Consider the following 14,340-nt stretch of genomic DNA (forward strand, 5'->3'; position numbering starts at 1 on the left):
GCGTTCTCTATGGAGTTCCACATGTTTGCAAATCTCAAAATCGGCACCCGGCTGGCGGCAGGCTTCGGCATCATCATTGCGCTGCTGGGCGGCATCGTGCTGGTAGCGGTGCAAAGCCTGGCCAGCCTGAACCAGGCCACCAGCCAGATCGTCGACGACCGCTATCCGCAAGTGGTGCTGACCACCGGCCTGCTGATGCAGGTGAACGAAAACGCCATCTCCATGCGCAACATGCTGCTGGCCGATAACCCGGACATGCTGAAGGCGGAGACCGCCGCCATTGCGGCGGGCGAGCAGGCCATCGCGGAGGGACTGAACAAGCTGCAGGGCATGCTGTCCAGTGAAGCGGGACGCAAGGCCTACGCGGACATGCAGGTGCTGCGCGCGAAATACCAGGCCGGCCAGGCGGAGTTCATGAAGCTGGCGGGCAGCGGCGGTACCATCGACGCGTCCACGCTGCTCATGACCACGCTGCGCGAGGACCAGCTGGCCTATACAGCGCGCATGAAAGGCTTCCTGGCCGGCGGCGGCAAGCTGATGGAAAAGAGCGGGCGCGAGGCGGCCGAACTGTATGCGCAAAAGCGGCTGCACATCCTGCTGCTGGCCGGCGTGGCCTGCGTGCTGGCGGTCGGCTTCGGCCTGTGGATTACGCGCTCCATCACCGGCCCGCTGGGCGACGCGGTGCGGGTGGCGCGCACGGTAGCCAGCGGGGACTTGAGCAGCGACATCGAAGTGCGCTCGCAGGATGAAGTGGGCCAGCTGCTGCAGGCACTCAAAGAAATGAACGGGAGCTTGCGCAACATCGTCAGCGAGGTGCGCAGCGGCACCGACGCGATTGCCGGCGCCGCCAGCGAGATCGCGCAGGGCAACCTGGACCTGTCGGGTCGCACCGAGCAACAGGCCAGCGCGCTGGAGGAAACCGCGTCCGCCATGGAGGAATTGTCGGCCACGGTGAGCCAGAACGCGGAGCATGCGCGCCAGGCGCGCGAGCGTGCGCAGGACGCATCCGGCGTGGCCACGGGCAGCAGTTCGGTGGTGGAACAGGTGGTGGCGACCATGGACGCGATCAGCGCGTCTTCGCGCCAGATTGGCGATATCATCGGCGTGATCGACGGTATCGCCTTCCAGACCAATATCCTGGCGCTGAACGCGGCGGTGGAGGCGGCGCGCGCGGGGGAACAGGGACGCGGGTTTGCGGTGGTGGCGTCCGAAGTGCGCACGCTGGCGCAGCGCTCTGCGGCGGCGGCCAAGGACATCAAGCAGCTGATCGACGTATCCACCGCCAGCGTGGCAAACGGCGGCAAACTGGCGCAGCAGGCCGGCGCGACGATGCATAATGTGGTGAGCAGCGTGGCGCAGGTGGCGCTGTCGATCAGCGAGATCGCGTCGGCCAGCGCGGAGCAGAGCAGCGGTCTGGCGCAGGTGAACCAGGCGGTGGTGCAGATGGATGAGACCACGCAGCAGAATGCGGCGCTGGTGGAGCAGGCGGCGGCAGCGGCGCAGGCGCTGCAGGACCGTGCGGCCGAGCTGGCGCGGCTGGTGAGCGTGTTCCGCCTCAACGCGGACGACGGCGTGCACGCGCCGGCGCCGCGCGCGGCGGTGCAGCGCCTTGCGCTGCTGGCTGCGTAACGCGGGCACGGCGGGCGCGGTAACACCGTTGTGTACCGTACTGAAACGATTGCATCGTAGGGCGGGTTAGCGCGAAGCGCGTAACCCGCCGGCACGCCGCACAAATATTTGGAGAACCGGATGGAACAGATCAGCGTCAGCAACTGGAACGAATTCATGGCCCTCAGCGCGGAGCTGGACGGCTGGGCTTTCCGTGGCCAGCAGGAGGTGCGCTGGCCGCTGATGACGTCATTGTCGCGCTACCTGAGCGCCTACATTCCCGACCGCGCCAGCTGGCGCGCGCGCGAGGAACGCGCCATCCGCATCTTCCGCCGCAAGGCGCACAACTACCTCACCGACCCGTCGGTGCTGGACAACGCGCTGCGCTGCCTGGCGCTGATGCAGCACCACGGCGCGCCGACCCGCCTGCTGGACTTCACCAAGTCGCCCTTCGTGGCGGCCTTCTTCGCACTCGAGCGCGCCACCGGCGACGCCGCCGTCTATGCGCTGAACACGCCGCGCCTGTGGACCGCCGCGCCGCACACCGATCCCGGCATGGACCGCGACCATATCGACCCGCGCGAGGGCGGCAACTTCACGCGCTTCTACCTGCCCAATAGCCACGCCATCATCTGGATCGGCGAGCCGACCGAGATGGACCGCCGCCTGGTGGCGCAATCGGGAACGCTGGTGGTGCCGGGCATGCTGGACAAGCCGCTGGACGAGATCCTGCCCGCCTACGGCGACAGCGGCGCCCTGCTCAAGCAGATCGTGCTGCCGCAGTCCATGCGGGACGAGGCCATGAAAGCGCTGTACCGCATGAACATCACCAACGCCACGCTGTTCCCGGACCTGGACGGCCTGGCGCGCTCCATCGGCATGGAGCTGGAGATGGTGTGGCCGGTGGCCACGGGCAGTTAGAACGGCCCGAGGAAATCCAGCTTGCCGATCTTCACGCCCTGCGCGCGCAGGATGCCGTAGGCGGTGGTGATGTGGAAGTAGAAGTTCGGCAGCGCGAAGGTGAGCAGATAGCCCTGGCCGGTGAAGGACTGGCTGAAGGCGCCGAAGGTCAGCGTGACGTTGCGCTCGTCCGCGCCGTCGAACTGCGCCTGCGACACGCTTTCCAGAAAGGCGATGGTCTTCTCGATGCGTTCCTGCAGCTGCTGGAAGCTCGCCTCGTTGTCTTCATACTTCGGCGCGTCCACGCCGCACAGGCGCGCCACGCACAGCTTGGACGCGTCGCTGGCGCGCTGCACTTGCGCGGACAGCGGCAGCATGTCGTCTGCCAGGCGCGCGCCCAGCAGCACGTCCGGCACCGCGCCGGTGGCGGCGGCGTGTTCCTCGCCCTTCTTCAGCAGCGCCGACAGCACTTTCAGCGCGCGCACAAACACCGGAACCGATACCTGATACATGGATAGGGACATGGCAGCTTCCTTCGTTGGTAGTGAGGAGGAAATCATACGTGTATTATCTGGTTTTCGCTCGCAGAAGCGTAATTATAGGATTGACAATGAAGTTCCCAACCATCTTCAAGGCGGCCGGCGTTGCAGCCGCCGCCACCTTCGCCCTGAACGCGCAGGCCGACAGCTTTGCCTCGTCCGCGTCGAGCGCCGGCTCCGCCTCCAGCGGCAGCATTTCCACCTCGCTCAACGGTTCCAGCAACAGCTCCAGCGGCGACAAGAAAACCGCCGGCGGCCCCTACCACATCATCCAGATGGCCGCCGCGCCGGGCAAGGCGGACACCACCCGCCTGACCATGGAGCACGACGCCAGCAAGCAGCTGCTGGTGCTGGACCTGCCCGCCTCCATCGCGGCCAAGGAAGGCCTGGAATTGGGCGGCGTGGTGCTGACGCAGCCGCGTTCCTACGGCTTTGAATTTGCCCACGCGGACACGCAGAAGCCCTTCTTCCTGGTGCTGGAAGACGACTGGCACAGCGAACTGGCAGCGCGTCCGGTCAGCCTGTGATAGTCCGCCGCCTGGCGGCATGCGCGCTGGGTGTCATGGCCGCGCTGCCGCTGGCCGCATTGCCTTTGAACGATGCGCAGGCGGCCACTTTCTGCGACCGCGCCAACGCCCTCAGCGCAGCCGAGCAGGACACGCTGCTGCGCTTTGCCGCCGTGGTGCGCGAGGAGTTGGCGGTACCTGGCGGCAGCGCCGCGCTGGTGAGCCGCTCCGGCCTCGACCTGTCCCGATTCAACATCCGCTATTCGCATGCCGCCCTCGGCTGGCGCGGCGATACCGGCGCCTGGACCACGCGCCAGCTCTACTACTCCTGCGACGAAAAACGACCGCGCATCTTCGACCAGGGCGTGGCTGGTTTCGTCATGGGTACGGACGATCCGAAGGTGGGCTATATCTCCGTGCTGCGCCTGCCCGCGGAGGCGGCCAACGCGGTGCGCCTGGCGTCGCTGGACGGGCAGATCGCACTGGGCCTGCTGGCGGGCACCTACAGCGCCAATGCCTATGCCTTCAGCCTGCGTTACCAGAACTGCAATCAATGGGTGGCCGAGCTGCTGGCCACGGCATGGGGCAAGCTGGCCAATGGCGATGACGTGCGCGCGCGGGCGCAGACCTGGCTGCGCGATTCGGGCTATGCGCCGCAGGGCGTGGACGTGGATTCGCCCTTGCTGATGCTGGCTTCCTACTTCGTGCCGCATGTGCACCTGGACGACCATCCGGAGCAGGACCGCTATGAGATGAAGCTGAAGGTCAGCCTGCCGTCCACGCTGGAGGAATTTGTGCAGCGCCTGTATCCGGCGAGCGAGCGCACGGAGATCTGCCACAACGCGCGGCAGATCGTGGTGCACAAGGGCTGGACGCCGGCCGCCGCAGGATGCCAGGCCGGACCGGGCGACCGGGTGATCGCCCTGGACTGAAACGCTAGGACAGCCGCACCACCATCAGGCCCGCGCGCAGGCCGACGCGCACGTCCGGGTTCGGAAACACGACCATCTCCTCCGGGTGCTGCACGGTGTAGACCGTGTCGCCGTCGCGCGCGATCTCCTCGCCCTGCTTGAGCGGGGTGAAGTTCCATGTGTCTTTGCCGAAGGCCATCTTGAACTGGTCGCTCAGCTTGATGATCTGGCGCGCCGTGGCGTACACGTGCGGCGCTGCCTTGGCCTGCCTGGGCTGCGCGCCGCGCAGCAGGTTGTCCAGCGCCTGCGACGCTTCGGCGAACTGCTCCAGGTTGTTCTGGCCCAGCGTGCCGATGCGGCCCAATTCGATGGTGGTGCCGGCCGCCGCGTGGTGCTCGGCGGAGTAGTAGCTGTAGGTTCCCACCGAGGCGGGATTCATGATGACGGCGCCTATCGCCGCCTGCCCCAGCCAGTCGATCAGCTTCTTGCGCGCGCCGTCCTCGATGATCTCGGGGACGATGGCAAAAGTCGGATAGACCGATGGGCGGATGGCGGTGTGCAGGTCCAGGTGCCAGCGCACCGGGCCGGCGTCCTGGAAGAAGGCGCTGGTGGCGGCCACCATCTCGTCGGCGCGCGCCGCTTCGGCGGTGCCTGCCAGCGCGCCGCGTTCGGCGCGGAACATGCGGTTCAGGTCCGCGTCGATGAAGCGCTTGCCGGCGCGGATGGCGCCGATGTTGCCGACGCAGAGCATCAGGTCCACCGCCAGCGCGGAAGCGTTGGCCGCCACGTCGCGCGACAGCGCGTCCAGCAGGTAGGCCACCACTTCGATGGGACCGGTCTCGTCGCCGTGCACGCCGACGGAGACCAGCACGGCCGGCACTGCACCGCCGGCCGCGGCCGGGCGCTTCACGGTGAGGATGCCGTCGGCCGGCTGCGTGACCGCAAAACCGGCCGCCGTGAAGCGGGCCGCGACGGCGCTGAAGTCCGCCTCGGCCAGCGCGCGCACGGCGTCCGGCAGCGCCGGCGGCAGCGCGCCGGAACGCATTGCCGCCGCGTCACCGCCGGCGGCTTGCGCCGCCTTGTCGTCTGCCACGGCCATGCGCTTACGCCGCCAGCGGAACAGCGTTGGCCGCTTCGGACAGCGCCCACACGTCCAGCATTGCCTGCTCCAGGTCCGCCGAGGTGGCGTAGCCGGACAGGCCCAGCGTGTTGGTCACCACTTCCACCGCTTCGGTGGCGTCGTGGCCGTTGGTGGCGCGAGCCAGCACTTGCGACAGCAGGCGCTGTTGCGTGCGGCGCAGCGCATGCTGGGCGTAGCTGCGCAGCTGCTCTTGCGAGCGGCTGGTGGCTGGCAGCTTCAGGCCGCGTTCCAGCGTGTCGATGCCGGCCTGGCTGCGCAGGGCCATGCCCACTTGCAGGAAGCCCGGCAGGTCCATGCCGCCCGGACGCTTGACCGACAGCGCAGCGAACACGAATGCCGCCACGCCTTCAATCGCGTCCACCGCTTTCCACGCCTGCACGAACTGCGGACGCAGGCCCGGCGTGGTGTCGGCTTCGGACTGGCTATCGGCCGGCACCAGTTTCTTCAGCATGTCCGGCTGGGCGAACAAACGGGTCAGCTCGGCGATGCCGCCGGCTGCGCGCAGCTGGTCGCCCGGCACTGCCAGCACGCCCTGGATGACGGCGCGCTGCAGGCTGCGGGTGCGGCCGTCGACCTTGATCGACACGGCGCGCGGCACTTTCAATGCATCCGCGTCCAGCGCCTCGAACACCGGCGCCAGGTTCAGCGCGGACCATGCCTGGCCCCACGCCAGGATCACGTCGGTTTCGTCGACGCTGTGCTCGGCCGCCAGCTCACGCAGCATCAGCGGCCCGCAGCGGTTCACCGACTCGTTGGCCAGCACGGTGGCCAGGATGGCGTTGGCCAGCGGGTGTGCCAGCGCCGGGCGGGTGGCCACCAGCAGGTCCGGGAAGTAAGGCTTGAGCACGGACTCGGCCCAGCTCTCTTCCGTCAGCGGCAGCGCGGACAGCATGCGCTTGTAGCGGTTCTTCACGTTGGCGATCACCACCGCCAGCTCCGGCGTGGTCAGGCCGCGGCCATCGAGCTTGCGGCGCGCCAGTTCAGCCACGGTGGGCAGCTGCTCCAGTTCGCGCGACAGCGCGCCCTCTTCTTCCAGGCTGGCGATCAGCGCGGCGTAGCCGTCCTGCACCGCAGCTTCGGACTGGGCTTGCTGCTCGCGCACCAGCAGGTGGGTTTGAAGCGTGTTGTCACGCAGGACCAGGCGCTCGATGTCGTCCGTCATTTCATTCAGGATGCGGTTGCGGTCCGCTTCGGACAGCTGGCCGGCGTTCATTTCCACGTCCAGCCACATCTTCGCGTTCACCTCGTGGTCCGAGCAATCCACGCCGGCCGAGTTGTCGATCGCATCGGTGAAGATGCGGCCGCCGGCCAGCGCGAACTCGATACGGCCGGCCTGGGTGGCGCCCAGGTTGCCGCCTTCGGCCACGATCTTGCAGCGCAGCTCATTTCCGTTGACGCGGATGTTGTCGTTGGCGCGGTCCTTCACTTGCGCATGCGTTTCTGCCGACGACTTGATGTAGGTGCCGATGCCGCCGTTGTAGAACAGGTCCACCGGCGCCAGCAGGATGCGGTGCATCAGTTCTTCCGGCGACAGCGCGGTCTCTTCGATGTCCAGCGCGGCGCGGATCTGCGGCGACAGTTCGATCGAACGGGCGCTGCGCGGGAACACGCCGCCGCCCTGCGAGATCAGGTCCTTGTTGTAGTCTTCCCACGAGGAGCGCGGCAGCGCGAACATGCGCTGGCGTTCGGCGAAGGAAACGGCGGTGTCCGGATTCGGGTCCAGGAAGATGTGGCGGTGGTCGAACGCCGCCAGCAGCTTGATCTGGTTCGACAGCAGCACGCCGTTGCCGAACACGTCGCCCGACATGTCGCCCACGCCCACCACGGTGAACGGGGTGGTTTCCATGTTGTGGTCCATCTCGTAGAAGTGGCGCTTCACGGCTTCGAAGGCGCCCTTGGCGGTGATGCCCATCTTCTTGTGGTCGTAGCCGTTCGAGCCGCCGGAGGCGAAGGCGTCGCCCAGCCAGAAACCGCGCTGCACGGCGATGCCGTTGGCGATGTCGGAGAAGGTTGCGGTGCCTTTGTCGGCAGCCACCACGAGGTAAGGGTCGTTGCCGTCGTAGCAGACGGTGTCGGCCGGCGAGACGATGTTGCCCAGCACGCGGTTGTCGGTCACTTCCAGCAGGCTGGAAATGAACAGGCGGTAGACTGCTTCGCCTTCAGCGGCGATGGTTTCGCGCACGGCGTCCTTCGGCATCATCTTGCACACGAAGCCGCCCTTGGCGCCGGCCGGCACGATGACGGCGTTCTTCACCATCTGCGCCTTCACCAGGCCCAGCACCTCGGTGCGGTAGTCTTCCATGCGGTCCGACCAGCGCAGGCCGCCGCGCGCGACAGGACCGCCGCGCAGGTGCACGCCTTCGAAGCGGCGCGAGAACACGAAGATCTCGCGGAACGGACGCGGCTCCGGCACCAGCGCCAGGTTGCTGGTGTCGAACTTGAAAATGATCTTGTCGCCCTGCTGATTGTTCTGGTAGTAGTTGGTGCGCAGCGTGGCGGCCATCAGGTCCACCATGGCGGCCAGGATTTCCTCGGTGTCCGCGTGGTTCACGGACGGCAGGCGCGACTTGATGGCGGCCAGCTTGTCCAGCGCGGCGGCGCGCTCGGATTCAGGCAGCGCGGGGTTGAAGCGCTGCTCGAACGCGTCCACCAGTTCCTTCACCAGCACCGGCTGCTTGCGCAGCATTTCGGCGATGTAGCGCACCGAGAAGCGGGTGCCGGCCTGGCGCCAGTAACTCGCGTAGGCGCGCACCAGCTGCACCTGGCGGGTGCTCAAGCCGCCTTCGATGACCAGGCCGTTCAGGCGGCCGTCTTCGGCTTCATTGTTGAACAGCGACGTGACCAGGTCCTGCACCACTTCGGCCACACCGGGCTGGGCCAGCTTGGCGGCGCTGTCCGCGTCCACCAGCAGGCTGGTGACGAAGTGGCGTTTGCCGTCGCCGGTATGGATGGTGTAGGTCTGTTCGCGGTCGATCGCCACGCCGGCATTGTGCAGCGCCGGCAGGATGTTCGACAGCGACGGCACGCGCTCCACCGAGTACAGGCGGATGGTGGTGGCCTGGCTGTCGGCCGAGGCCAGTTCCACGCGCGCGGCCACGCGGCCGCCGTCGCCCTGGCGCAGCATGGCGCCCAGGTCATGGAAGGCGACCGCGGGCGGGGTGGCGTTCACGTAGTCCACCGGCAGCGTCGCGCACAGTTTGCGCAGGCTGCTGCGGGTGTCCTCTTCGGATACGGCATCGGCCAGGGTGGAGAAGCTGTTGTGCCAGCCGTCCAGGATGGACAGCAGCGGACGCTGGATATCGGACTCCAGGTCCAGTGGATAGCGGGCGGCGTGCGCGATCAGGTAGACGCGCGCCAGCGGGCCGTCGGCCACCAGGGTTTGCGAGCTGACGTGGGAGGCGCCCGAGCTTTGCTGCAGGGCCTTGGCCAGCGCGTGCGCCACCGAGGCGCTGTAGCGCTCGCGCGGCAGGTAGACCAGCACGTTCAGGTGACGCGCATACACGTCGCGGCGGGCGAACACCTTGGTGCGCGGCTGCTTGTACAGCGACACAACGGCGCCGCATACGTCGGCCAGCCATTGCGGTTCGGCTTCCATGGCTTCGGTGCGCGGCAGAGATTCCAGGATCTCGACGAACTTCTCGGCGCGGAAGCCTTCCTTGCGCACGCCGGCGATCTGCAGCACTTGCGCGATGCGGCCGCGCGCGAACGGCATGCGGGCCAGCGGGGTAATGGTGGCGGCGCGGGTGAACAGGCCGACGAAGCAGTGCTCGCCCAGGATGGCGCCGTTGGCGTCGGTGTTGCGCACGCCGATGAAGTCCAGCTGCTGGTCTCGGTGCAGCGTGCCTTCCACGTCGGCTTTCACGATGGACAGGGTATGCGGGCGCTTGGACAGGGTGTCGAAGTCGCCGGGGATGTTGGCCAGGCAGGTGCCGTACACCGGATGCGAGGTGTCCTGCAGCACGCCGATGCGGCTCGGGATGTCGCGTTCCAGTTCGCGCACGCCCGGCTTGACCTGGTAGTAGGCGTAGCCGAACGGCTCGAAGCCTTCGGTGCGCGCCCAGTCCAGGAAGGCGGCCACTTCCTGGCCTTCCTCACCACCGTTGGCGGCAGCGGCCGCGCCCACGCTGGTGAAGCGCTCCTTCATGGCGTCCAGGTCGCGGCGCACCACGGCGGCGTCGCGCGCCACCAGTTCCACGCGCGCCACCAGGGCCGCCAGGTCGCCTTCGGCCAGGTCGTCGGCCAGCAGCACCAGCACATAGGATTCGAATTTGCCGCCCGCCGTTTCAGCACCTGCGCCCACTGCGGTCGCCACGCCGTCGGCGGAGCGCGCCACCGGCAGCACGGCGTTCAGCACGCCGTTGGCGATCAGGCGCTGCTTGCGCAGGGCCATGACGATGGAGTCCACCAGGTAAGGCATGTCGTCGTTCAGGATCAGCAACGCGGTGGCCTTGCCGCCACGGCCGTCGGCGTAGCGCAGCTTGGCGATCTGCACGCCAGCGCCGGTGCGCTTGGCCGCCTGCGCAAAACCTTCCCACAGCACCGGGACCAGGCTTTCCGGCGCAACGCCGGCCAGGTCTTCCTCGTCTATGGCCGCGAGCCAGGCGCCGATCAGGGCGGAGACTTGGCCGCTGTCGGCCGATTTGTTCGCGTTGATCAGGTCCAGCGTCTGTTTGCGCAGGTCTTGTGGCATTTGTGTCATCGTTGCTTCTCCAATACGTTGTGTGTATTCCGTCCACACCGTGAGGCTTTTGGCTGGACGGCGGCGACGCTTTATTCGGTGGCGGGGGTTGGCCCCGCCACCAGATGGGGATGAATCCGGTTTTTACAAATTACAAATCATACAGGCCCGGCAAGCCGAGGATGCGGGTCAGCTCTTCCAGTGCGGCGTGGGTTTCCAGCGCCAGCGCGGGGTCGGCCAGGTCCTTCGGCTCCAGGTGATCGCGGTAGTGCTTCTCCACCCAGGCCACCAGCGTATGGTACAGCGCTTCGGTCATGATCACGCCCTGGTGCATGGCCGACGATTCCTCGTCCGTCAGCGCCACGCGCAGGCGCAGGCACGCCGGGCCACCGCCGTTGCGCATCGACTGGCGCAGGTCGAAATGGATCAGTTCATCGACCGGGCCGCCGCTGGCGACCAGGCCTTCCAGGTAGCGCGCCACGGCGGCGTTTTCCTGGCACTCGTGCGGGATCACCAGCGCCATCTTGCCGTCGTGCTTGGACAGCAGCTGGGAATTGAACAGGTAGCTGTGCACCGCGTCCGCCACCGCCACGGCGCCGGTGTCCACGCGCACCGCCTGCAGCTCGGCGCCCACGCCGGCCATGGCCGCGCGCAGCGACGCCAAGGTGGCCGCTTCGTCGGCGAAGGCCTGCTCGTGGTAGAACAGCACGTTGCCGTTGCCGACTGCGATCACGTCGTTGTGGAACACGCCCTGGTCGATCACATCCGGATTCTGCTGGATATAGACGGTGCGCTCGGCGGCCAGGCCGTGCAGGCGGGCCACGGCTTGCGAAGCTTCCAGCGTCTGGCGCGCCGGGAAGCGTTTCGGCGCGGGCGCGGACGCGTCGAACTCCACGCGGCCATAGACGAACATCTCCACCGCGTCGGCGCCGTGCGCCGCGCACAGGCGCGTGTGGTTGGCGGCGCCTTCATCGCCGAAGGCCGGCGTGCCGGGCAGCGCGTCGTGCACGGCGAAGTAGCGCGGATTGCTGAAGATGGCGCGCAGGCTGCGCGCCGACTGCGCGTGCTCGAAAGCGCGGTGCAGCTTGTTGTTCAGGTTGGCCGGCGTGAAGTGCACGCGGCCGTCGGCCGTGTCGGCCGACGGGCTGACGGTGGCGGCGTTGGCGGTCCACATCGGCGAGGCGGAATATGCGCACGCCAGGATCACCGGCGATTCCTTGTAGGCCCTGGCCAGCACGTCGGCGTCGCTGCCGGTGAAGCCCAGGCTGCGCAGCAAACGGAAATTGGGACGGTCCTGCGGCGGCAGCAGCGCCTGCGCGAAGCCGCGCTGCGCCAGCGCGCGCATCTTCGCCAGGCCCTGCAGGGCAGCCTGCTTAGGGTTCGACGCGCTCTTGACGTTGTTGAACGAAGCCACGTTGCCGAACGAGAGGCCGGCGTAGTTGTGGGACGGGCCTACCAGGCCATCGAAGTTGAATTCGCGTGCTTGCCGCATGGGGTCCTCGGATTTCCTTAGAAGTTCATGCCGGGCGAGAGTTTCGCCGGCATTTCAAGTGCGCTGTTCTCGATCGAGGCGACCGGATAGGCGCAGTAGTCGGCCGCGTAATAGGCGCTCGGACGGTGGTTGCCGGACTTGCCCACGCCGCCGAACGGCGCGCTGCTGGCCGCGCCCGTGGTGGGGCGGTTCCAGTTGACGATGCCGGCGCGCGCCAGCACCTGGAACTTGTTCCACAGCGCTGCGTCGTTCGAGATCAGCGCGGCGGCCAGGCCGTATTCGGTGGCGTTGGCCACCTTGATGGCGCTGTCGAAATCGTCCACGCGGATGATCTGCAGCAGCGGCCCGAACCATTCCTCGTCCGGGATGCCAACGGCGTTGGTGGTGTCCACGATACCGGCCGAAACGAAGCCCGTGCCTTCCTGCAGCTGCTTCATTTCCAGCAGCAGCTTGCCGCCCCTGCCCACCATGTCGTGCTGGGCCTGCACCAGGCGCGCGGCGATCGGCGCCGACACCACCGGCCCCATGAAGGGCTGCGGCTCGGCGTTCGATGCGCCCACCACCAGTTTCGAGGCCACGTCCACCAGGCGCGCGACGAAGGCGTCGCCGGCGGCGCCGGTCTGCACCACCAGGCGGCGCGCGCAGGTGCAGCGCTGGCCAGCCGAGATGAAGGCGGACGACACGGCCATGAAGACAGCGGCGTCCACGTCCTGCACGTCCCACACCACGAGCGGGTTGTTGCCGCCCATTTCCAGCGCCAGCAGCTTGCCGGTCTGGCCGGCGAACTGGCGGTGCAGCGCCGCGCCGGTCTGGCTGCTGCCGGTGAAGAGCACGCCGTCGATGTCCTTGTTCTGGCCCAGCGCGATGCCCGTGTCGCGACCGCCGTTGACCAGGTTGACCACGCCGGCCGGCACGCCTGCCTTTTCCCACAGCTGCACGGTTTTCACGGCGGTGCGCGGCGCGTATTCGCTGGGCTTGAACACCACGGTATTGCCGGCGATGAGGGCGGGCACGATGTGGCCGTTAGGCAGGTGGCCGGGGAAGTTGTAGGGGCCGAACACGCCGAACACGCCGTGCGGCCGGTGGCGCAGCACGGCTTCCCCGTCGGCCACCTTGCTGCGGGTCTCGCCGGTGCGCGCGCCGTAGGCCTGGATCGAAATGTCCACCTTGTTGGCCATGGTGGTCACTTCGGTGCGCGCTTCCCACAGCGGCTTGCCCACTTCCTCGGCGATCAGCAGCGCCAGCTCTTCGGCGTTTTCCTTCAGCAGGTCGCGGAAGCGGGTGACGATGGCGACGCGCTGCTCCAGCGGCGTGAGCGCCCAGTCTTCAAAGGCGGCGCGCGCTGCGCCCGCTGCGGCGGCCACGTCCTCGGCGGTCGCTTCGCGGCTGGCCCAGGTCTGCTTGCCGTTCGACGGGTCGATGGTCACCAGTTCGGCGCCGTGGCCGGCGGACCACTGGCCGTTGATGAAGTTGCTCAGGGCGTTGCTCGATGCGTTGTTCGATGCGTCAGACATTGGTGTTCTTCCTCACGTTGAGAGTCAGGGTACGCACGACGTCGCCCGCATGCACGCGCAGCAGTTTCTGGTCGTCGGCGGACAGGTCAATCTTGCCATTCACCGAGGCGGCGTCGGACAGGATCATGCGGAAATCCTTCAGGTTGGTGTTCGATACCAGCACCGGCTCCATCTGCGGCGCGCAGGCGTGCGTCATGTCGGTATCGACGTCGACCACGGCCAGCGCGCTGTCGCGCACCGCGCGCAGCTCGGACACGCGGCCCTGCAGCACCGGGCCGGCGTCGAAGATGTCGATATAGCCTTCGAAGTGCATGCCCTCCTGCTCCAGCAGGCGGCGCGCCGGCACGGTGGAGGTGTGCACCTTGCCCACCACGTCCTGCGCATCCTGCGGCAGGTAGGCCACGTACAGCGGCTGGCGCGGCATCAGCTCGGCGATGAAGGACTTCTTGCCCTGCGCGGTGAGCGCGTCCACGTGGTCGAACTCCATCTTGAAGAAGTGGCGGCCCAGGCCTTCGTAGAACGGCGAGCGGCCGCTGGACTCCTGGTAGCCGCGCATCTCCGCGATCAGCTTTTCCGTGAACAGGTGCGGGAACTGGGCGATGAACAGGAAGCGGCACTTGGACAGGAACTTGCCGTTGTTGCCATGGCGGTAGGCCGGATTGAGGAACAGCGAGCACAGTTCGGTGCTGCCGGTCAGGTCGTTGGACAGGTACAGCGTTTCCATGCGCGTGAACACCTTCAGCTCGCGGCTGGAGTGCACCAGGGTGCCGATGCGGTAGTTGTAGAACGGCTCGTCCATGCCCACGGCGCCCTTGATGGCGCACACGCCGGCCAGGCGGCCGCTGTCCGTGTCTTCCATCACGAACATGTAGTCGCGCTTTTCAGGCGGGATGGTTTCGGCGAAGGAGGCGACGGCGATCTCCACGCGGTCGCCCAGCATCTTCATGTCCGGCTTGAGCGTGGTCATGCCGGAGCCGACCTGGCTGGCCATATCGAACAGGGAGTCCAGGTCGGTGGCTTGTATGGCGCGTACTACTAGCATAAGAGTCTC

10 protein-coding genes are annotated in these 14,340 nt (G+C 67.4%); 4 read left to right on the forward strand and 6 right to left on the reverse strand.

What is annotated here, in order from left to right:
* The first annotated feature begins 21 nt into the window (after window positions 1–21).
* Window positions 22–1,629 carry a methyl-accepting chemotaxis protein gene (locus tag ACFJI2_RS24885; protein ID WP_377702338.1) on the forward strand — a complete coding sequence of 536 codons (1,608 nt, stop codon included), beginning with the start codon at window positions 22–24 and terminating at the stop codon, window positions 1,627–1,629.
* Between the two features lie 120 nt (window positions 1,630–1,749).
* Window positions 1,750–2,529 (forward strand): FRG domain-containing protein, encoded by a 780-nt coding sequence (locus ACFJI2_RS24890; protein WP_107873413.1) that lies wholly within the window; start codon window positions 1,750–1,752, stop codon window positions 2,527–2,529.
* On the opposite strand, the gene ACFJI2_RS24895 is transcribed toward ACFJI2_RS24890, so the two are convergent.
* Complete coding sequence (locus tag ACFJI2_RS24895; RefSeq protein ID WP_377702339.1) at window positions 2,526–3,032, reverse strand: DUF1993 family protein; 507 nt, start codon at window positions 3,030–3,032, stop codon at window positions 2,526–2,528. The genes ACFJI2_RS24890 and ACFJI2_RS24895 overlap by 4 nt on opposite strands.
* Window positions 3,033–3,118: 86 nt before the next feature.
* Here ACFJI2_RS24895 and ACFJI2_RS24900 point away from each other — a divergent pair, with 86 nt between their 5' ends.
* The gene (locus tag ACFJI2_RS24900) at window positions 3,119–3,574 is read left to right on the forward strand and encodes a hypothetical protein (protein WP_377702340.1); all 456 of its coding nucleotides are present in this window, start codon (window positions 3,119–3,121) and stop codon (window positions 3,572–3,574) included.
* 35 nt (window positions 3,575–3,609) lie between these two features.
* Complete coding sequence (locus ACFJI2_RS24905; protein ID WP_377705904.1) at window positions 3,610–4,485, forward strand: DUF2145 domain-containing protein; 876 nt, start codon at window positions 3,610–3,612, stop codon at window positions 4,483–4,485.
* 4 nt (window positions 4,486–4,489) lie between these two features.
* Here ACFJI2_RS24905 and ACFJI2_RS24910 read toward each other — a convergent pair whose 3' ends face one another.
* From ACFJI2_RS24910 to astA, 5 genes are all read right to left on the reverse strand, one after another.
* Window positions 4,490–5,509, reverse strand: a complete 1,020-nt coding sequence (locus ACFJI2_RS24910) for a succinylglutamate desuccinylase (RefSeq protein ID WP_377705905.1) — start codon at window positions 5,507–5,509, stop codon at window positions 4,490–4,492.
* A 58-nt stretch (window positions 5,510–5,567) separates the two neighbouring features.
* Window positions 5,568–10,304 (reverse strand): NAD-glutamate dehydrogenase domain-containing protein, encoded by a 4,737-nt coding sequence (locus ACFJI2_RS24915; protein ID WP_377702341.1) that lies wholly within the window; start codon window positions 10,302–10,304, stop codon window positions 5,568–5,570.
* Between the two features lie 130 nt (window positions 10,305–10,434).
* Window positions 10,435–11,775, reverse strand: a complete 1,341-nt coding sequence (gene astB / locus ACFJI2_RS24920) for an N-succinylarginine dihydrolase (protein WP_107873403.1) — start codon at window positions 11,773–11,775, stop codon at window positions 10,435–10,437.
* A 17-nt stretch (window positions 11,776–11,792) separates the two neighbouring features.
* A complete protein-coding gene (gene astD / locus ACFJI2_RS24925) occupies window positions 11,793–13,289 on the reverse strand; it encodes a succinylglutamate-semialdehyde dehydrogenase (RefSeq protein ID WP_377702342.1) in 1,497 nt (498 codons plus the stop codon).
* Window positions 13,282–14,331, reverse strand: a complete 1,050-nt coding sequence (gene astA / locus ACFJI2_RS24930) for an arginine N-succinyltransferase (protein ID WP_377702343.1) — start codon at window positions 14,329–14,331, stop codon at window positions 13,282–13,284. The genes astD and astA overlap by 8 nt, the downstream gene beginning before the upstream one ends.
* Window positions 14,332–14,340: the final 9 nt, after the last annotated feature.

Source organism: Pseudoduganella sp. UC29_71, from assembly GCF_042693265.1.
Classification (GTDB): Bacteria; Pseudomonadota; Gammaproteobacteria; order Burkholderiales; family Burkholderiaceae_D; genus Rugamonas.

What these genes read in the sequence shown, in the direction of transcription:
- ACFJI2_RS24885 (WP_377702338.1), top strand. Translation starts at nt 22, where the DNA reads ATGTTTGCAAATCTCAAAATCGGCACCCGGCTGGCGGCAGGCTTCGGC.
- ACFJI2_RS24890 (WP_107873413.1), top strand. Translation starts at nt 1,750, where the DNA reads ATGGAACAGATCAGCGTCAGCAACTGGAACGAATTCATGGCCCTCAGC.
- ACFJI2_RS24895 (WP_377702339.1), bottom strand. Translation starts at nt 3,032, where the DNA reads ATGTCCCTATCCATGTATCAGGTATCGGTTCCGGTGTTTGTGCGCGCG.
- ACFJI2_RS24900 (WP_377702340.1), top strand. Translation starts at nt 3,119, where the DNA reads ATGAAGTTCCCAACCATCTTCAAGGCGGCCGGCGTTGCAGCCGCCGCC.
- ACFJI2_RS24905 (WP_377705904.1), top strand. Translation starts at nt 3,610, where the DNA reads ATGGCCGCGCTGCCGCTGGCCGCATTGCCTTTGAACGATGCGCAGGCG.
- ACFJI2_RS24910 (WP_377705905.1), bottom strand. Translation starts at nt 5,509, where the DNA reads ATGCGTTCCGGCGCGCTGCCGCCGGCGCTGCCGGACGCCGTGCGCGCG.
- ACFJI2_RS24915 (WP_377702341.1), bottom strand. Translation starts at nt 10,304, where the DNA reads ATGACACAAATGCCACAAGACCTGCGCAAACAGACGCTGGACCTGATC.
- astB (WP_107873403.1), bottom strand. Translation starts at nt 11,775, where the DNA reads ATGCGGCAAGCACGCGAATTCAACTTCGATGGCCTGGTAGGCCCGTCC.
- astD (WP_377702342.1), bottom strand. Translation starts at nt 13,289, where the DNA reads ATGTCTGACGCATCGAACAACGCATCGAGCAACGCCCTGAGCAACTTC.
- astA (WP_377702343.1), bottom strand. Translation starts at nt 14,331, where the DNA reads ATGCTAGTAGTACGCGCCATACAAGCCACCGACCTGGACTCCCTGTTC.